Origin of the sequence: Cohnella rhizoplanae (genome assembly GCF_948329515.1) — a bacterium.
Taxonomy (GTDB): domain Bacteria; phylum Bacillota; class Bacilli; order Paenibacillales; family Paenibacillaceae; genus Cohnella; species Cohnella rhizoplanae.
The window spans coordinates 238,804-257,668 of the sequence record NZ_CAOJCN010000005.1; the positions used below are offsets into that span (position 1 = coordinate 238,804).

The 18,865-nt window shown below is 61.8% G+C and carries 14 protein-coding genes; 4 read left to right on the forward strand and 10 right to left on the reverse strand.

Going from position 1 to position 18,865, the window contains the following annotated elements; translation table 11 throughout:
• Positions 1-7 precede the first annotated feature (7 nt).
• Positions 8-1,870 carry an LTA synthase family protein gene (locus PQG80_RS11190; RefSeq protein ID WP_271751396.1) on the reverse strand — a complete coding sequence of 621 codons (1,863 nt, stop codon included), beginning with the start codon at positions 1,868-1,870 and terminating at the stop codon, positions 8-10.
• Between the two features lie 245 nt (positions 1,871-2,115).
• On the opposite strand from PQG80_RS11190, the gene PQG80_RS11195 reads away from it, so the two are divergent.
• The 4 genes from PQG80_RS11195 to PQG80_RS11210 all read left to right on the forward strand — a co-directional run bounded on the left by PQG80_RS11195 (position 2,116) and on the right by PQG80_RS11210 (position 7,300).
• On the forward strand, positions 2,116-2,418 hold the full coding sequence (locus PQG80_RS11195; protein ID WP_271751397.1) for a hypothetical protein: 303 nt from the start codon (positions 2,116-2,118) through the stop codon (positions 2,416-2,418).
• Between the two features lie 205 nt (positions 2,419-2,623).
• Positions 2,624-5,911: a DEAD/DEAH box helicase gene (locus tag PQG80_RS11200; RefSeq protein ID WP_271751398.1), complete on the forward strand. Its 3,288-nt coding sequence runs from the start codon at positions 2,624-2,626 to the stop codon at positions 5,909-5,911.
• Positions 5,912-6,028: 117 nt separating this feature from the next.
• The gene (locus tag PQG80_RS11205) at positions 6,029-6,511 is read left to right on the forward strand and encodes a copper amine oxidase N-terminal domain-containing protein (protein WP_271751399.1); all 483 of its coding nucleotides are present in this window, start codon (positions 6,029-6,031) and stop codon (positions 6,509-6,511) included.
• A gap of 249 nt (positions 6,512-6,760) precedes the next feature.
• Complete coding sequence (locus PQG80_RS11210; protein WP_271751400.1) at positions 6,761-7,300, forward strand: hypothetical protein; 540 nt, start codon at positions 6,761-6,763, stop codon at positions 7,298-7,300.
• A 160-nt stretch (positions 7,301-7,460) separates the two neighbouring features.
• Here PQG80_RS11210 and infC read toward each other — a convergent pair whose 3' ends face one another.
• From infC to PQG80_RS11255, 9 genes are all read right to left on the reverse strand, one after another.
• The gene (infC, locus tag PQG80_RS11215; RefSeq protein WP_271751401.1) at positions 7,461-7,952 is read right to left on the reverse strand and encodes a translation initiation factor IF-3; all 492 of its coding nucleotides are present in this window, start codon (positions 7,950-7,952) and stop codon (positions 7,461-7,463) included.
• A gap of 64 nt (positions 7,953-8,016) precedes the next feature.
• On the reverse strand, positions 8,017-9,180 hold the full coding sequence (locus tag PQG80_RS11220; protein WP_271751402.1) for an acyl-CoA dehydrogenase family protein: 1,164 nt from the start codon (positions 9,178-9,180) through the stop codon (positions 8,017-8,019).
• Positions 9,181-9,200: 20 nt separating this feature from the next.
• Positions 9,201-11,168: an ATP-binding protein gene (locus tag PQG80_RS11225; RefSeq protein ID WP_271751403.1), complete on the reverse strand. Its 1,968-nt coding sequence runs from the start codon at positions 11,166-11,168 to the stop codon at positions 9,201-9,203.
• Between the two features lie 74 nt (positions 11,169-11,242).
• The gene (locus PQG80_RS11230) at positions 11,243-12,484 is read right to left on the reverse strand and encodes a DUF445 domain-containing protein (RefSeq protein WP_271751404.1); all 1,242 of its coding nucleotides are present in this window, start codon (positions 12,482-12,484) and stop codon (positions 11,243-11,245) included.
• A 128-nt stretch (positions 12,485-12,612) separates the two neighbouring features.
• Positions 12,613-14,535: an LTA synthase family protein gene (locus tag PQG80_RS11235; RefSeq protein ID WP_432432745.1), complete on the reverse strand. Its 1,923-nt coding sequence runs from the start codon at positions 14,533-14,535 to the stop codon at positions 12,613-12,615.
• Positions 14,536-14,932: 397 nt separating this feature from the next.
• A complete protein-coding gene (locus PQG80_RS11240; protein WP_271751457.1) occupies positions 14,933-15,655 on the reverse strand; it encodes an amino acid ABC transporter ATP-binding protein in 723 nt (240 codons plus the stop codon).
• 8 nt (positions 15,656-15,663) lie between these two features.
• Positions 15,664-16,269, reverse strand: coding sequence for an amino acid ABC transporter permease (locus PQG80_RS11245; RefSeq protein WP_271751458.1), 606 nt, complete (start codon positions 16,267-16,269; stop codon positions 15,664-15,666).
• Positions 16,270-16,413: 144 nt separating this feature from the next.
• Positions 16,414-17,256: a basic amino acid ABC transporter substrate-binding protein gene (locus tag PQG80_RS11250; RefSeq protein WP_271751406.1), complete on the reverse strand. Its 843-nt coding sequence runs from the start codon at positions 17,254-17,256 to the stop codon at positions 16,414-16,416.
• Between the two features lie 257 nt (positions 17,257-17,513).
• Complete coding sequence (locus PQG80_RS11255) at positions 17,514-18,836, reverse strand: ABC transporter substrate-binding protein (protein WP_271751407.1); 1,323 nt, start codon at positions 18,834-18,836, stop codon at positions 17,514-17,516.
• Positions 18,837-18,865: the final 29 nt, after the last annotated feature.

Below are 18,865 nucleotides of genomic sequence, written 5' to 3' on the forward strand. Positions count from 1 at the left end.
CGATCCGTTACTTCCGGTCCGGCAAGGATCGGATGTATCCGTCGGACATGCTGAGCAGCTTCATCGCGTTGTCGTAGTTCGCGCGGCTGTCGCCCCCCGGCGTCTCGCCCGCGCCGCCGAATCCGAGCGTGCGCCCGTCCTCGAAGCCCGTGCCGGAGATGAATATGCCGCTGTCGTCGACATAAGAGCCCGTCGGCAGATAATATCGTTCCGGCAGCAGATTGCCGGTTGAATTGAGCAGATCTTGGCCAAAATGAAGATGATCGGACATCGGCAGTCCCGCTAGATTCGCGATCGTCGGAAAGATATCGGATTGCCCGCCGACCGTGTCGATCGTGCGGTGCTCGGCCGCCCCTGCGGGCAGCTTGATCAGCAGCGGGATGTTGAGCATGTCGGTCAGCTCGTAATCCCGGCCCAGCAGCTCCTTCATGAGCTTTTTCTCCCCGGACGTCAGCGAGTAGATCGGCAGACCTTGATGGTCTCCGTACAAGACGATCGCGGTATCGTCCCACAGCCCGCGCGCCTTGAGGTCGGCGATCAGCTGGCCGAGGGCGAAGTCCGCATAGTTCTGCGCGCGGATATAGTCGCCGACGAGCGTGCCCTTGAAGCGGTCCGGCAGCTCCATTTTGTACTTGCGCGACGGAATCTTGTACGGATGGTGGCCCGACATGGAGATCAGCTGCGCCAGGAACGGCTTGCCGCCGGCCGCCATCTCCGCCAGCTTCGCCGTGGACTTGGCGTACAACACTTCGTCGGAGGCGCCGAACATCACGGTATCCTCGTCGCCGAACAGCTTTTTATCGTAATAGTTCTGCCAGCCGAGCGCCGGATACAGCTCCGTGCGGTTCCAGAAGACGGCGTCGTTGGTATGGAACGTAGCGGTGTCGTAGCCGTTGGTCCCGAACAGGCGCGGCATGCTGGGCAGCTCCTTGCCTGCGTACTCCTGCGAGGCGGCCCCGTGGCTCGGCACGAAGTACGACGTGTTCACGACGAACTCGGCGTCCGCCGTATTGCCTTGGCCGACCTGCTGATAGAAGCGGTCGAAGTAGAGGCTGTCGCCGACCAGCGCATTCAGGTTGGGCATGATGACCTGGCCGTCCACGGACTTGCCGATCAGGAAGTTCTGCAGCGCCTCGATCTGGACGACGAGCACGTTTTTGCCGCCGGCCTTGCCCCAATAGAGCGGCGTTCCGGATGGCGGCGCATAGCCCTTGAGCTCGTCGATCCGCGCCTGCGTGAGGCCCGAGACGTCGACGTCCTTATCCTTGGACGGCGCGAACGCGGCATAGACCTCGTAGTTGATGATGCCCATCTTCTCGGCCTGCACGACCTCGTTCATGCTGTGCCGGTACGGCCAGACGGTAAAAATGCAGGCGGCCAGCGACAGCAGGCCGATCACCGCAAGCACGCTGCGCCGCTCGCGGTTCTTGAGCCCGCGTCCCCAGGCGCGGAATCGCTTGCTCGCGCAAAGCAGAATCAGCAGCGCGACGAAGTCGGTGTAAATGAGCAGGAAGTACGGATGGAGAAGGGAGAACACGCTGCCCTTGACCTCCGTCACCTGGTTCACCTGCTGAAGCGCATGGTAGGTGACGATGACGCCGAAATATTTGTAATACATAATCACGGCGAAATAAACCGACGTCAACACGCCGTTCGCCGTCAGGTACAAACCGAGCTTGCGCCGGGGCGCGAGCAGCTCGATCAGGCAGAATACGACCCAGACGGACGGAAGCCCCGTCGCGAGCGGCGGCCAGAGCCTCCAGCCCTCGAAGATCACATACCCTGCGAGGTACATTTTCAGAATCATCAAGAGGGAAAAAAACACGAACGGCTTCATAAGCCAGTACCGCACCCGCTGCCACGCCATCATAAATATAAGACCGTCCCTCTATTTAAATGTAAATTATAAATTTAAATGTAAACGCGGAGAAATCAAAATATAAACGCAAAGTCAAATTCGCCGGCCCAAATCAACTTCATCATTATAGTCTTTTGCCGCCTCCAAATAAAGCGATGCATGCAATTGCCAGCCGCCGCCGGGACGAGGACGCTCGCACGCTTCGCGCTTGGTAAAAATAAGCTATAATGTGGACATACGAAAGGAAGTGAGCGAACGTGGCCATTCGGTATACAAGACCCTACGACGAGATTCTGGATGAGCTGTCCGAGGCGCTGGCGACCATCCCGGACTGTTACGATACGTTCGAGATGGATGAACAGGATTGGGCGGACCTGACCCAGGCGGAAAAGGACGTGTGCATCCGCACGCTGGCCGACGACCTCTTCTACGTACTCGGCGCCGAGAAGTCGGCGAGCGCGGGCTCCGGCAGCGTCGAGTACGACAAGGCGCATCACGTCATCAAGGTCGTCTCCACGCCGCAGCTCGTGCATATCGTAGGCCTCAGGGAAAAAGCCTGACCACGCGCGACTGCAGCGAGAGCCCTCCGCCCGATCCGGCGCGAAGGGCTATTTTTATGGAGGCTTCGTCCGTTCTGCCGAGGACGGAAACGCCCCAAATAGGGACAAGCGGCGACCGCTGCAGGCCGACTAAAAGCGCTTGGGGCTGTGGTATAATGAAATATTACCATTCGCGATCCCCTGTCGCGGGGAAGGAAACATTCGCATGATTTATCATCCGTCCCTCCAGCAGATCAAGCTGCTGTGCGGGCAAACCGCGTACGAACGCGGCATGAAGCTGGATAAAGCGGGCAAGGCGATCGCCGCCGAAGAGCAGAAGGACGAACGCCGGTACGACGCGTACGTGTGGGGCGCCGAAGGGCGCAGGAGCGTGCGCGTCGATCTGGGCGACTCCGGCATCGTAGACGCCCGCTGCGACTGCTCGGCCGCGCATTCGCAATATTACTGCGAGCATATCGCCGCCGCGCTGATCCATCTCCACCGGGAGCGGGCGCCGGAGCCCGAGGAGCATCCTTTTGCCGCCGTGCCGGCGGTCAAGCGCGATGCGCTGATCCCGACCCGCGACCTGCTTTTCACCAAAGGGCTGATCTCGCTGTTCGACGGCTTCGCCGGATTGCCGGACGCCATCGAAGAACGCGAAGCCGAAGCGGGCGAGTCCGTGCCGCTGGACGTCGAATTCATCTGCAAGGCCGTGACGGAGAATACCCGCTCCCCGCTGCTCGCGATCGAGATGAAGGTAGGGCCCAAGCGGCTGTACGTCGTGCCAAAGCTCAAGGAGTTTCTCGACCGGATCGAGCTCGGTCAATCCTGCGTCTTCGCCAAGCACTTCGTCTACGATCCTGTCGTCCATGTGTTCAAGCCCGAGGACCGGGCCGTCATCGACAGGCTGGTCGTCATCGCGCGGAGCGAGGCCGCTTACCGGGACGCCTTCCGCGCGGCGCCGGGCGGCATGGCCCTCGCCATGGACCGGCTGCTCATCCTGCCTCCGCTGGCCTGGGAGGATCTGCTGCCGCTGTTCGCGCGCGCGAGCGTCCGCTTCGAGTACGGCATGCGCACCGCCGATCGCGTCGAGGTGACCGAGGCGCCGCTGCCGCTCGTCTTCGAGCTGGACAGCGCCGAGGAGCTCGAGGGGTATCGGATGGACATCCGCGGTCTCGAGAAGCTCGTCATCCTGGAAAACTACGGCTACGTGCTGGCGGACGGCACCCTGCACCGCGCCGGCGAAGCCGCGATCCGGCGGCTGGAAGAGCTAAAGCGGATGTTCGCCTACAAGCCGGCCAAGCAGGCGCTGATCGCGCCCGCCCAGATGGAGTCGTTCATGGACCGCGTCGTGCCCGCGCTGAAGCGGATCGGCCAGGTCGATATCGCGCAGCCGATCGCGGACCGCATCGTCAGCCCCCCGCTCGCGGCGAGGCTCGACCTCGACTGGCTGAACGGCCGGCTGCTCGCCCGCCTGACGTACCGCTACGGCGATACGGAGATCAACGCCTTGCAGGCGGACAGTCCCTTCCGGCGGGACGCGGGCGACCGGGAGGCCATCCTGGTGCGCGACGTCGACACCGAGCACCGGATCATGGCGCTCATCGAGCGCGCCTCGTTCAAGTACAACGGCAGCGAGCTGTATCTTGAGGAAGAGGACCTGATCTACCGCTTCCAGTACCGGCTGCTGCCGGAGCTCGAGCGGTTCGTCGAGGTGAGCGCGACCGCGCCGATGCGGCGGATGCTGCAGGACCTGCCTCCCGCGCCCCGCATGACGATCGACTATGACGCGCACGCCTCCTGGCTTGAGGTGCGCTTCGACGTCGAGGGGATCGACGACGAGGAGATCCGCGACATCCTGCGCAATCTGGTGGAAAAGAAGCCTTATTACCGGCTGTCCGGCGGCGGCCTGCTCTCGCTCGAGGACGGCGGCTATGCCGAGATCTCCCGGCTCATGGACGAGATGGGCATCCGCAAGTCCGAGATCAAAGGCTCGCGGCTGGATCTCGCCGCCGTGCGCGGCCTCCCGCTCATGGACGCGGACATCCGCGGCGGCAGCGTCAAGCTCACCCGGGCGCTGCGCGAGCTGCTGGACAATATGCGCAATCCCGACAATCTCGACTTTCCGATTCCCGAGGGGCTGACGGCGACGCTGCGCGACTATCAGAAGTTCGGTTACCAATGGATGCGCACCCTCGCGCAGTATCGGTTCGGCGGCGTGCTCGCGGACGACATGGGCCTCGGCAAGACGCTGCAGAGCATCGCCTTCATCGAGTCGGTACGCGAGGAGATCCGCGCCACCGGACGTCCGGCGCTGATCGTCTCCCCGGCTTCGCTCATCTTCAACTGGAAACACGAGCTGAGCCGCTTCGCGCCGGGGCTCCGCGTCAGCATGGCCGCCGGAGACAAGCAGGAGCGCGCGGACACGCTCTCCGGGATCGAGGACGCCGACGTCGTGATCACGTCCTACCCGCTGCTGCGGCGCGACATGGAGCTGTACGCGAAGCTGCAGTTCTACTGTCTGTTCCTGGACGAGGCGCAGGCGATCAAGAACCATGCGACCCAGACCGCGCAGGCGGTCGGGCAGATTCAGGCGGGCATCCGCTTCGCGCTGACGGGCACGCCCATCGAGAACTCGCTCGACGAGCTATGGTCGCTGTACGACTCCGTTTTCCCCGAGCTGTTCGGCAGCCGCCGCGAGTTCGCCGCGATGTCGCGGGAGCTCGTAGCCCGGCGCGTCCGTCCCTTCCTGCTGCGGCGGATGAAGCGGGACGTGCTCAAGGAGCTGCCGGACAAGATCGAGACGCTGCAGCATTCGGAACTGACCGAGGATCAGAAGAAGCTGTATGTCGCCTATCTCGCCAAGCTCCAGGCCGAGACGCTGCAGCATCTCGAGCAGGACGGCTTCCAGAAGAGCCGCATGCGCATCCTCGCCGGACTCACGCGGCTGCGCCAGCTCTGCTGCCATCCCGCGCTGTTCGTCGAGGGCTACGAGGGCAGCTCGGGCAAGCTCGACCAGCTGCTCGAGATCGTCGGGGACGCCCTCGACAGCGGCAAGCGGATCCTGCTCTTTTCCCAGTTCACGTCGATGCTGGCGATCATCCGCGAGGAGCTGTCGCTGCGCGGCCTGTCCTTCTTCTATCTGGACGGCCAGACGCCGTCGGCGGAGCGCGTCGAGCTGTGCCGCAGGTTCAACGAGGGAGAGAACGACGTCTTCCTGATCTCTCTCCGCGCGGGAGGAACGGGACTCAATCTCACCGGAGCCGACACCGTCATCCTGTACGACCTGTGGTGGAACCCGGCGGTCGAGCAGCAGGCGGCGGACCGGGCGCACCGGATCGGGCAGAAAAACGTCGTGCAGGTCATCAAGCTGGTTGCCGAAGGCACCATTGAGGAGAAGATGGTCGAGCTGCAGCAGCGCAAGCGGGACCTCATCGCCGAGGTCATCCAGCCGGGCGAGGAGAGCCTGTCCGCCATGACCGAGGAAGAGCTCCGCGAGCTGCTGAATATTTAATCCAATATTTGTTGTCCCTTATTGATTGCATTTCGATCGTTCGGGGTATAAAATTCATGAAATATTCGCCACTAACACTGGCGCATTACATATCATCCTACTAAGGAGTGATCTTTCATGAACAAGCCCATGAAGAAGACCGCCTCGCTGCTGCTCGGCGCCGCCATCGCCCTCTCCGCTACCGGCGCGGCTGCGTACGCGGAAGAAACGCCAGCGCCTATGCCGTCGAAGCTGTGGTTCCAGATCGGCAACTATAACATCGGGATCGACGACGCCGTCGAGACGCTCGACACGACGCCTTTCATCCAGAACGGCGTAACCTTCGTGCCGTTCGCGGTCATCGCGGAGAAGTCCGGCGCGCGCATCAACTACAACGGCAAACAGACGATCTACATGAAGAAGAGCAACAACAAGGACACCTACACGTTCACGATCGGTTCCGACAAGTACGTGTTCAACGGCGAAGAAAAGAAGCTGGCCGCCAAGCTCATGGTGAAAAGCGGACGCGTCGTCGTCCCGCTCCGCGACGTCGGCACGCTGCTGGGCTGGAAGGTCGTCTCGTACGATAACCAAAAGAAGATCGTGCAGATGACGATGTAACGTCGTTTACCGAGTTAAAAACATATGTGGTTAAAGACGCGCATCCGCGGATGCGCGTCTTTTTCGTACGGGAGGCAGCGCCTTCCTCGCGATGGTCCGAGCTTGATGCGTCGGCGAACGTTCGGCGAACGGTAGACGAACCCTCGGCGTCACGGGATAAGGTTCTGGTCCCGTACCGTGAGCACATAAGATGAGAGAGGCGGCTTGTTCGGGTCGATAGGACATCGTTAAAGGAAAGCTGGTGCAGACATGACGGGGACACGGGAGGCGGACTCGGACCGGCGGCAAGCGTATCAGGAGGACCTGCGCCTCGCGCTGCTCCGCCAGGAGGAGGCCATAGGCGGGTTTATCCGCGCCGCGGCGATGCATCTGGCGGACTGCGCGCAGTCCGCGGGCGGAGCCGCGGAGGCGCCGGGAACGGAGGCCGTGCGCCGTGCAGCGGCGTCCGATACGGGGGAAGCGGCCAGGCTGGCGGCGGCCGATACGGGAGGCGCAGCCAGGCCGGCGGCGGCCGAGCCGTACGCGGCCGCGCTGGCGGATGCGGCGCGCATGGCCGAGGCGCTTGCGGAGCTGCAGCGCCTGACGCTGCAGCTCGCCCGCACGCTAGGCGCGGGGGCCGCGCAGGGCAAGCAGTCTCCGGGCGGCGACGGGGCTGCCTGCCCCTCCGTCCGCATCTCGCCTCCGGCTAGAGCGGCGCCGGCCTGGTTCGCGGCTGCGCCCGGCAAGCCCGGCGGTGCCGGCCGTTCCTCCAAGGCGGCTAGCGTGCGAGACGAGGAGTTTGATTCATAGTTCGACAGGCATGCGGGCATGCGGGGCGGATATACGGGACGGGCAATCGCCGCACAGACAGCTGGAGCGCATGGTTTAAAAACGCCAACGCGAAAAAGAGCGCCGCTCACCGAAGAGACGCTCTTTCATATGGACGCATGCCTGCCATGGTGTTGCGCCTTCACCGCGGCTTCACCTTCACCGCAACCTGTTTGCCGCTGACCTGAATGCCGGTCTCGCGCTCGCCGAGCGAGGCGAGCGCCTTGAGCATACGCTCGAGCAGCTCCTTGGCCATCGCGCCTTCCTTGGCGCCGGCCAGCTTGACCGTCAGCAGGACGGCGTGCCCCGACGCCAGCAGCTTCTCGGACTGCCGCAGCTTGGTGTCATAGTCGTGGTCCTCGATCTGCGCGGTGAGCCGGATTTCTTTGGTCTTGACCGCGCCCTCTTGGACGCGCTCCGCCCGCTTCTCCTGCAGGGCCGTCTGCTTGGCGGCGCCGCGAGCGGTCAGCCGGCAGGGCGGCGGACTGCTGAGCAGCGAGGTGCAGACCAGGTCCGCCTTCGCTTGCCTGGCCAGGGACAGCGCCTCGTCCCGGCTCACGATGCCGAGGTCCTCGCCGTCCAGTCCGGTCAGCGCGACTTCGGAAGCTTTTATTTTCTCGTTCATCAGCAGCATACAGCATCTCTTCCTTTCTTCGTGCGCAGATCATGCGCAGCCGCTCTTCGACTCGGCGTCGGGCTTACAGGTTCAGCACGCCGTGCTGAGCGGCCGTATGCAGATCCCGCCAGGCCCGGTTCACGGGCTCATGCTCCATCAGCGCGGTCATGCCCAGCAGCGGCCACACCACATGCGCAGCCGCGATCGCCGATCGCGCGCCTTCGCGGCACGCTTCGCCGACCCGGCTAATGTCCTCTCCGGATAGCTCGCCGCCGCCGGCAAACGTCTCCCAGGACGATTCCGCCTCGCCGTAGAATCGGTCTGCCGCCGCGGCCACTCCCGACTGCCTCTCCCCGATCACGCCGGACACCCGCTCATATCTGCCGGCATAAGCGCGCTGCCACTCGCCGCGCCTCGCCCCGGCCAGCGCAGCTGCCTCGTCCAGGAAGCGCCGTCCGAGGCCCAGCACGACCGCCGCGAACGAGACCTGCGCGAACGGGATAAACGGATAACGATAGATAGGATCGTCGTATCGCGGCACGGTCAAGATGTCGAAGGTTCGCTCGTCGGGCACGAATGCGTCGGTCACGCGAATCGTATGGCTCTCCGTGGCCTTAAGCCCCATGGCCGACCAGTCCCGCACGATCTCGACCTGCTCGGGGAGAAAAGCGAAAGAACGAATCTCGGTAAGCGTGCCTGCATCGAAGTCCTTCTCGCCGCCGCCCGGACGCGCCGCGTCGATCGCCGCCTGGCCAGATCGTTCATCGCCTCCCGCCATCCCCGACAGCCCCTCGCGCTCCACGACGCAATTCGCCGTATAGAAGCTGGCGTAGCCCGACCCGCTGCAATACTTCCAGCTGCCGCTCACCCGGTACCCGCCGCCCGGCACCGCCCTGGCGACGCCCGTCGGATGGCCGCTGCCCGCGATGACGGCCCGCCGATCGGCGAACAGCGCCGCCGTCGCCTCGGGCAGCGTCGCTGCGAAGAAGCCGCCGCCCGAGCCGATCGTCACGAGCCAGCCGAAGCTGCCGTCGGCATAAGCCGCCTGCTCGAACAGGCGCGCCGCCTCAGGCAGCGCGGTCATCCGGCCGCCCAGCTCGTCCGGCACGAATAGCTTGAATAGCCGCTCCTCGTAGATCGCCTCCAACAGATCCGGCCCCAGTCTGCCCGCGCGCTCGGTCGACGCAGCCGTCTCCCGCACGCTTGCCAGCAGCGCCTCCGATATTCCCTTTTTGATCCCCATCATTCGCCCGCAACCCCTCTCCCTTATTTGCCGCCATCCGGCTGCAAGCGACCCTTGCGGATATGCGCCTCGATCTCGCGCACCAGCTCGCTCAGATTCACCGGCTTGCTCATATAGCCGTCCGCCCCTGCCCTCATGCACGCTTCGCCATCCTCCGCGAACGCCTTCGCCGTCAAGGCAATGATCGGCAGCTCCCCGCGGCCCGGCAGCTGACGGATGCGTCCGATCGCTTCGAGCCCGTTCATCCCCGGCATCATGATATCCATGAGCACGAGATCGATCGTCGCATTGCCGGACAGCACGCCCAGCGCCTCGCCGCCGGAGGAGGCGGTCACCACCCCGTACCCCTTTGCCGCGAGCGCCACCCGGAGCGAATACACATTGTGCTCGTCGTCGTCCACGATGAGCAGCCGATGCGTCTGGGCGACGCTCGCCCGCGACCGAGCCGTCGCTAAGGCGTCAGGCGGGACCGGCGCCGTGACTGCGGACGCCGCCGCCTGCTCCCGCGCGGCCGGTTCGGTGGCCGTCCGCAGCCATGCGCCCGCTTCGGAGGTGATCAGCGCCGGCCAGGGGAGCAGCAGCGTGAAGCTGCTGCCCTGGCCGGGCTCGCTCTCGAGCCGAATATCGCCGCCCAGCAGCACGGCGAACTGCTTGGCGATGGACAGCCCAAGCCCGGTCCCTCCGTACGAGCGGCTGATCGAGCCGTCCGCCTGGAAGAAGGCGTCGAAGATGGCCTCCTGCTTGTCCGCGGCGATCCCGATGCCGGTATCCTCCACCGTAAACGCCAGGCCTCCCTCGGGCAGCGGACCGCCCTCGGGAACGCGCGATATCGCCAAGCTCACATGCCCTTGATGCGTGAACTTGAGCGCGTTGGACAGCAGATTGTTGACGATCTGCTTCAGCCGCTGCTCGTCCGTATGGAGGTACTCCGGCACGTCCGGCTCGCTGCGCAGCGTGAACGTCAGCCGCTTGCGCGAGGCGATCGGCCGGAACAGCTCCTCCATGTGGCCCAGCAGCTCGCGGATGCTGAATATCGACCGGTCGAGCTCGAGCCGCCCCGCCTCGATCTTCGCCAGGTCCAGTACGTCGTTGATGAGACCGAGCAGCTCCTTGCCGGAGTGATGGATGATCCGCGCGTAGCCGACCTCCTCGTCGCTCAGCCTCCTCTCGACGTTCTCCTCGAGCAGCTGCGCTAGTACGAGCACGGAGTTCAGCGGGGTCCGCAGCTCGTGGGACATATTCGCGAGAAATTCCGTCTTGTAGCGGGACGCAGACTCGACCTGCGCGTACATGATCTCCATCTCCTGCTTCGCGAGCTCGAGAGACCGCCCCTTTTCCTCGGAGATGCGGTATTGCTTTTCCAGACGGGCCGCATAGAGCTTCAGCTTGTGCTTGCGCCGGTCCTCCGTCATGAACTCCTGCAGGATGAACATGAAGCCGAAGCTCAGGATCAGGCTGAGGAGGAAGGTGCCCGGGGCGATATCGACCAGGTAGTGCCTGCGCGGAATGATGCCGAACAGCGCGATGAACAGCACGTTGCCTACGTTGACCGCGACGACCACCGTAATCATCTTGCGAAGCTCGGGCCAACGCCTCCGCCGGGCCAGCCAGAGAATAAAGATGACGAGCAGACTCATCGCGAGCACGTTCAGGCAGCCGACGAGCGCGGCCGCGTCCACGCCGAAGGACAAGCGCCCCAGGCCGATGCCGAGGCCGATGATCAGGATCGACAGCCGGCTGCGCACGAACAGCGGCGCCACGATGACTGCCAGAAAGCGCAGGTCGAACAGCGCCGCGTCGGAGAAGCGGAACCCGAACCGCATGGTCGTCCAGCCGCAGGCGATCGCGAGCGCGACGAACAGCGTCTCCTTCCACGCGGCGCTCCAATTATAGATGACATATTTATAGAGCAGGCTGGCGAGGTAAAGGAGCGTCAGCATCGTGCTGACGTTGATAAAAAAGATGCGCAAAAAGGAGCTGATATCGTTCATGTCGCACCGCCTCTTGTGGAGCTTACGTCCATTATAACAAATCGCTCCAGGCGGCACGTTCATGAATCCGACGCCTAGGCGAGCAGGTTGATCCCCTCGAGCGCCAACCCGATCAGGAAGCCGCAGACGGCGCCGTTGACGCGAATCCACTGCAGGTCGCCGCCGATCTTTTCCTCCATCATCTCGATCAGCGATGCGTTATCCAGCTTGTCGATATTCTCCTTTACGAGCTTGCCGATCTTCCAGTGATTGCGCTCGACGAAGCCCGTAATCCGGTCCTGCACCCAGGTCTGGAACGTCTCGATCACCTGCGGATTGGCGCGCAGACTGGCGAGCAGGCCCGCGATCGCCGGGAGGACGTACGCCTCGGCGAACCGGGGCTCGCGCACGAAGACGAGCGCCTTGACGCGCAGCGACTCCAGCCAGTCGCCCAGATAGCGCTCGATCGCGCCGCCGTCGGCCAGCCGCGCCTTCCAGCCGTCGATCTCGGCCAGCACGGACGCTTGCTCCGGCAGATTGCGCAGCGCGCTTCGCAGCGACTCCAGCAGCATCCCGCGCAGCGGGTGATCCTCCCGCGCCTGCATCTCCGCCAGCGTGCCGACGATCGCGTTCTGCAGCAGGCCGCCGATCTTCTCCTCGTCCATGAAGGAGATGAACGCATTCACCGCGAAGCCCATCAGTCCGCCGACCTGCAAGTTCTGCAGCGCCGCCGCGCCGATGATGCCGAGCTGCCGCCGCGCCTCCTCGCGGGAGGCGAGGCCGCCGGCTTTGTCGATCAGGAACGCCAGCGCCCGCTCCTCGTAGCCTCGCGCGAGCGCTTCCTCCGACAGCTTGCGCAAGAGGCCCGCGGCATCCAGCTCGCGGAGCTTCGACTCGAGCGCGCGCGAGAGCATCGGCACGATGCGATCCATCGGCAGGCGCTCCAGCGCGTACTCGCTCACGCGCACTGCCGCCGCGGCGGCATCCTCGCGATGCGTCTCCAGCAGGTCGAGCAGCCGTTCGCCGATCTTGAACTCGGCCGTCTTGGTGACAATGCTCTCCTTGGTGAGCAGCTCCGTCTCGATCGCCTGGATGAGCGAGCGCACGACCTTGTCCCGGTTGCGGGGCAGCAGCGCCGTGTGAGGGATCGGGATGCCCAGCGGATGGCGGAACAGGGCGGTGACGGCGAACCAGTCGGCGAGTCCGCCGACAAGCCCGGCTTCGAAGCCGCCGTGCAGCAGGGCGCCGCCCCACCCTCCCATCGGGAATGTGGCCAGAAATCCCGCTCCCATGACGCCGAGGGAAATGGCGGCCGTATGTTTAGCTTGTCCGGGCATGTTCGATTGGCTCCTTCTGCATCGTTGAATTCGAACTTTAAGTCGTATGTATATAATAATACCCAAAAAAGAACGGACGGGGAAAGGCGGGCTCTCCCGCCAATCCGCGTCCGTCCTTCGGATGCTTATTATTTAGATGCCGCGCCCGATACGGGACCGCCGCTCTCCGGCAGCTCCGGCAGCTGCTTGACGTAGCTGTCGGACATGTTCAGCAGACGGAGCGCCGCGTTGTACTGCGCCTCCGTCGAGCCGTCCGCGTTCACGCTGTTGTCTTGGACGTCGTAGTTCGTGCCGTCCTCGAAGCCGACGCCAGGCAGGAACACCGAGGTGTCGTTGACGAACGAGCCGGTCGGCAGGAAGTGGCGCATCGGCAGCAGATTGTTATGACGGTTCATCAGGTCTTCTCCGAAGTGGATCTGATCCTTCACCGACACGCCGAGCAGATTGGCAACCGTAGGCAGAATGTCAATCTGGCCCCCGGTCTGCTCGAACGTCTTGGGCGAGGTCACGCCCGGCGCGTGCACGATAAACGGAATGTTGAACATGTCCGTATAGCCGTATTCGCGTCCGAAGATCCCTTCCATCAGATCCTTTTCCTTGTTGTCCAGCGAGTACAGCGGGAGACCTTGGTGGTCGCCGTAGAATACGATCACGCTATCGTCCCACAGCCCGCTGGTCTTCAAGTCCGCGAGGAACTGTCCCATCGCGTAGTCGGCGTAGTTCTGCGCCAGAATGTAGTTGCCGACGAGCGTGCCTTCGTATTCCTTGGGCAGCTTGATCTTATCCTTGCCCTCGGGGATCCGGTACGGATGATGCGCGCTCATCGAGATGACCATCGCATAGAACGGCTTATCCTGCGCGTCCATCTTGGCCAGTTCCGGCACGGTCTTGGCATACAGCACCTCGTCCGAGGAGCCGAAAGCGATATGGTCGTCATCGCCGTAGAACTGCTGGTCGTAGTACTTGTCGAAGCCGATTGCCTTGTAGAGCGCCGTACGGTTCCAGAACTCCACGCTGTTGGTATGGAACGTTGCGGTATCGTAGCCGTTCGACGACATGAGGCGAGGCAAGCTCGGCAGCGCCTTGTCCATGTATTCGGAAGAAGTGGCGGCCTCGTGGTGCGGGACGTACAGGGACGTGTTCACCACGAACTCGGCGTCCGACGTCGTACCCTGGCCCACATTGGTGTAGAAGTTGTTGAAATAGTAATCGCCCGCGGCGAGCTTGTTGATATTGGGCGTGATCTCCTGTCCGTCGATCGAGAGACCGATCAGGAAGTTCTGGAACGACTCCATCTGGACGACGATCAGGTTCTTGCCCTTGGCCGCGGCCCACAGCGCCGGATCGGCGGCAGGCGGCTGCCCGCCTTTAAGCGCATCGATCGAATCCTGATTGATTTCCTTCATGTCGATGACTTCTTCATGCTCCGTGCTGTCCGCGAAGATGGTATAGACCTCGTAGTTGAGAATGCCCATGCCCTCTGCCTTTTTATTCTCGTTCATGCTGGCGTGATTCGGCCAGATGTTGAAGATGCAGAGCGCGGCGGACACGATAAAGGTCGCGAGCAGCGCGGTTCGGTTCACGCGGCGCATGCCGATGTTGCGGAAGCGCGCGATGTACTTCGGACGGAACATGTAGAAGGCGAAAATGATGATATCGATAAAGATAAGCAGATAGTACGGGTCCAGCAGCGAATAGGTGCTCTCTCCGACCTTCGTGACCTTGTCGGCCTGCTCCAGCGCATGGTAGGTGACGATGACGCCGTAATACTTGTAGTACATAAGCACAGCGAAGTACAGCAGCGTGATCGACAGGTTCACGATCATGTAATATAACAGCTTACGCTTGGTCGCGAACCATTCGATCAGGCAGAATACGATGAGGATAAACGGAATCTCGGTGAGCACCGTACCCCATGACGGGCCGTCGTCGAAAATCACGAACCAAGCCAGAGCGCCTTTAACGAGCAAGATCAATGAAAACCATAGGATCGGCTTGGATTTAATCGCATTCCACAGTCGCACCTTAAGCACTCTCCTTCCTTGCAGCATTGCGGTTCAATTCAGTTGTATCAATGCGCGCAATCTCTATATTTTGTAATCTGGCTGTAAACAACGTTTCTAATTATGCAACGAATGAAGCCGCATGTCAAAAGACATCAGCCGCTAAAAAAGCTGAAATTCCGGCTTTAGAAGCGTTATTTGCGGCCAAATCGGGCCAAAATGACCGCGTTGGATGGAAGTAAATTGAAAACGCCCGGAATAAATAGGCCTCTCCCTTATTTACGCTCCTTTAATACTAACGAAGCAGGGCGGGACGAGGTTCCCGAATCGCTTCCTTAAATGTAGGTAAAATTGCAGCCGACACGACGCAACGCCGCATAGCGCCGCGGACGTCCGCGCGCAAAACCGCCCTCTCCCGGTCTCGGACCGGCAAGAGGGCGCTGGCTTACAGTACTTTGGATAAAAACATCCGCGTGCGGTCCGTCCGGGGATTCTCGAAAATCTGCGCCGGCGGACCCTCCTCCACGATCGCGCCCGATTCCATGAACACGATCCGGTCGCCCACCTCGCGGGCGAAGCCCATCTCGTGCGTCACGACGACCATCGTCATGCCTTCCGCGGCGAGCTCCTTCATGACGGCGAGCACCTCGCCGACCATCTCGGGGTCGAGGGCCGAGGTCGGCTCGTCGAACAGCATGATCTTGGGATCCATCGCGAGCGCGCGCGCGATCGCCACCCGCTGAGCCTGACCGCCCGACAGAGAGTCGGGATAGGCGTCGGCTTTGTCCTCGAGACCGACCTTGCGCAGCAGCGCCATCGCCTTTTCCTTCGCCTCGGCGGGCTTGCGTCCGCGCACCTGCACCTGCGCGAGCGTCAGGTTGTCCAGCACTTTCATATGAGGAAACAGGTTGAAGCGCTGGAACACCATGCCCGCTTCCGTGCGGATGTCCGCAATCTTCGTATCCTTCGCCATAAGCGAGTGCCCGTCGATGACGACGTCGCCCTCGTCCGGCCGTTCGAGGAGATTGATGCAGCGCAGCATCGTCGACTTGCCGGAGCCCGACGGTCCGATGACGACGACGACTTCGCGCGGCGCTACGTCGAGATTGATGTCTCGCAGCACCTGGTTGCTGCCGAACGACTTGGCGATCCCGCTCATTCGAATGATCGGCTCCATCACTTCACCCTCCTCTCGACCCACTGCAGCAGCTTGCTAAGCGAATAGGTGAGTACGAAATAGATCACGGCAGCCGCGAGATACGGCTCCCATATATGATAGTATTGGCTCTTGGCGGCATTCGCCCAGTACATGATCTCCGGCACGGCAATCCACGCAACGAAGGAAGAATCTTTCACGAGGACGATAAACTCGTTGCCGAAGGCCGGGATCATGCGCCGGATCGCCTGCGGCACGATAATGTGGCGCAGCGTCTGCGCATGCGTCATCCCGAGCGAGTAGGCCGCCTCGCGCTGGCCGACGTCGATCGACTGGATGCCTGCGCGGTAGATCTCCGCGGAGTACGCTGCGCAGTTGAGTCCCAGCGCGACGATGGCGGCTACGATCCCGTTCGTCGTTCCCAGAATCGGCGGGATGACGCCGAAGTGGATGATGAGCACCTGCAAAATGAGCGGGGTTCCCCGGAAAAGGTTGATATAGCCGCTCATCAGCCACCGGATCGGCCAGAAGCGGGCCATTTTGCCGAAACCGATGAACAGTCCCAGAATAACGCCGATGACGATGGCCGCGAGCGAGATGCCGATCGTCAGCAGCGTCCCTTTCATCAGCAGGGGGAAATATTCCTGGATGATCTCGAATTTAAACGCGTAATACACGCATGCACCCTCTCTCATCAAAGAGAGCATGCGTCCGGTCAGTCCCGGGCCGCATGCCCTCTGCATCCTATCTTCGCTTGATTATACCCTCAATTACTTGGCCGTAACCAAGTTGGTCGTGTCCGGCTCGACGCCGATCCACTTCTTATAAATTTCCTTGTATTCGTCGCTCGCGCGCACCTTCTCGACGGCGGCGTCAATATTGGACTTGACGGTCTCGTCGGTGCCTTTAGGGAACAGAATTCCGTAATATTCCGAGGCGAAGTTCGTGCGGTCGTAGATCGCGTTGAACTTCTTCTCCGGATTGCTCTGGACATACGACTGCACGACGGCGAAGTCCGCCACGACGGCATCGACGCCGTTGCTCTCCAGCTCCATCAGCGCCAGCGTATTGCTGTCGAAGCGCTTCAGGTTCGGGTTCGTGTCGCCCATGATGCCCTTCATCAACGTCTCGGCGGTCGTGCCGCCCTGTACGGCGACCTTCTTGTCCTTGAGCTCGAGCGCGTCCTTGACCGGCTTGTCTTCCTTCGTCAGAATCATGTTGACCGACTCGAAGTAAGGAATAGAGAAGTCGAACGACTGCTTGCGCTCATCCGTAATCGAGATCGACGAGATGCCCGCGTCGTACTTGTGATTGCCGCTGCCCAGATCCGCGAACAGCGGGTCCCAGCCGGTATTGTCCAGCTTGTAGTCGTAGCCGGCTTCCTTCATAACCGCGTCGAGGAAGTCGACGTCGAAGCCGACGATCTTGTCCTTGTCCATGTTCTCCATCGGCGCGTAGCTCGCATCGGTGGCGAACTTAAGCGTAATCTTGGACGCTTCGCTCGCAGCGGCGCTGCCGCCCGCACTCGCATTGGAATTGTCCTTCGCGCCGCAAGCCGACAGCCCTACCGCAAGCGCGGCAATTAATATAGTAGATGTCAATTTTCTCAACATGAATAACCTCCCGCTTTCTAGTCAGCACTCATTCTACCAGCTAGAATGATAGACTTGCAATGGAAAAAATTAATTTCCTCTATTAAAGTTGACATCAAAAGGAGGTTTTTATTAAACAAAAGTATAACACTCCGAATACTCCACTCCCTTCATAAAGCAAAGGAGCTTCAAGGGAAAAATCTCGTCCCCCTGAAGCTCCGGCTGTTCCGCGGACCTTTTATCGCACCATCCGCCGTGTTTCTACTATATATAAAGCTTTATTTGCTCACGATATCCTTGACCGCTTGGTCGAACTTCTCGAACAGTTTGTCCTTGTCGATCGAACCGCCCTGATACTCTTGCATCGCCGCGCCCCAGCCCTGGATGACGCCGTCCGGGTACCGCCCCCAATTCCAGCCGCCCGCATCCTTGGCGAGCTCGGATACGGCAGCGCCGATCTGTCCGATATCCTCGGGCGTAGCGGGGATCGTGGCCAGTGCCGGGATGAACTTGAACTCCTTGGTGATGTAGCTCTTGCCGGTCTCCGACGTGACCATCCAGTCGAGGAACTTCTTCGCCTCCTCGGCGTTCTTGGATTTACTGTTGACGATCCAGAAGTTGGCCGGACCGGTGTAGATATGCGCCTTGCCGCCGTCGTCGATCGGGATCGGCAGCACGCCGAGGTTGAGCTTGGCGACCTTGTCGACGTCGCCCTGGATCCAGTTGCCCTGTTGGATCATCGCGGCCTTGCCGCTGGCGAAGGTGGCTACCTGCGTCGCGTAATCCGTCGTCAGCTTATCCTTCTGGGCATACTTGAAGACAAGATCGACGTAGTTGATCCACTTGCCGAATACTTCGTTGCCCTTGAAGGAAGCGGTGCCGGCCTTGTTGTCTTCGATGAACTTGACCGGGTCTGGCTGCTCGGAGAGTCCGACGTTGATCGTATGCTGTCCGATCGACCACCATTCGTTCGTCGTGGAGAACGGCGTGATGCCGGCTTCCTGCAGCTTCTTGGCCGCCGCTTCGAGCTCGGTCAGCGTCTTCGGCAATTCAGCGATGCCCGCCTTGGCGAAGAGGTCTTTGTTATAAATGATGCCGTAGCCTTCGATGTTCATCGGCATGCCCAGCAGCTTGCCGTCCACGCGGGCCGGAGCCGCGGCGGAGTTGATGACGTCCTTCGCCCAGCCCTCTCCCGAGAGATCCGTCGCGCGGTCGTAGTAGGGCTCGAGCGCCGCGTAGCCTTCGGAGTTGAAGATCTCGGGCTCCGAGCCGGACGCAATCTCCGCCTTGAGCAGCGCGTTATAGTCTTCGCCGCCGCCGTGCGTCTCCACGTCGACCTTGACGCCGGTCTCCTTTTCGTACGCTTCGGCCATCTTGTTGAGCGCGTCCGCGATCTCGACCTTGAATTGGAACACTTTGATCGTGACGTCCTTCTTGGGCGCGTCCGAGGAAGCGGCCGCGGTGGATGCCGGCGCCGAGGAGGACGATCCGGAAGAGGCCGCAGAAGATGCGGGCGCGGCGTTGCCGTCGTTATTATTGCCGCAGCCTGCGGCGACCGTCAAGAGCGATGCGATCAGAATGCCTGCGGAAATGCGTTTCATTAGGTAATGACCTCCCGTGTAATCGTTGT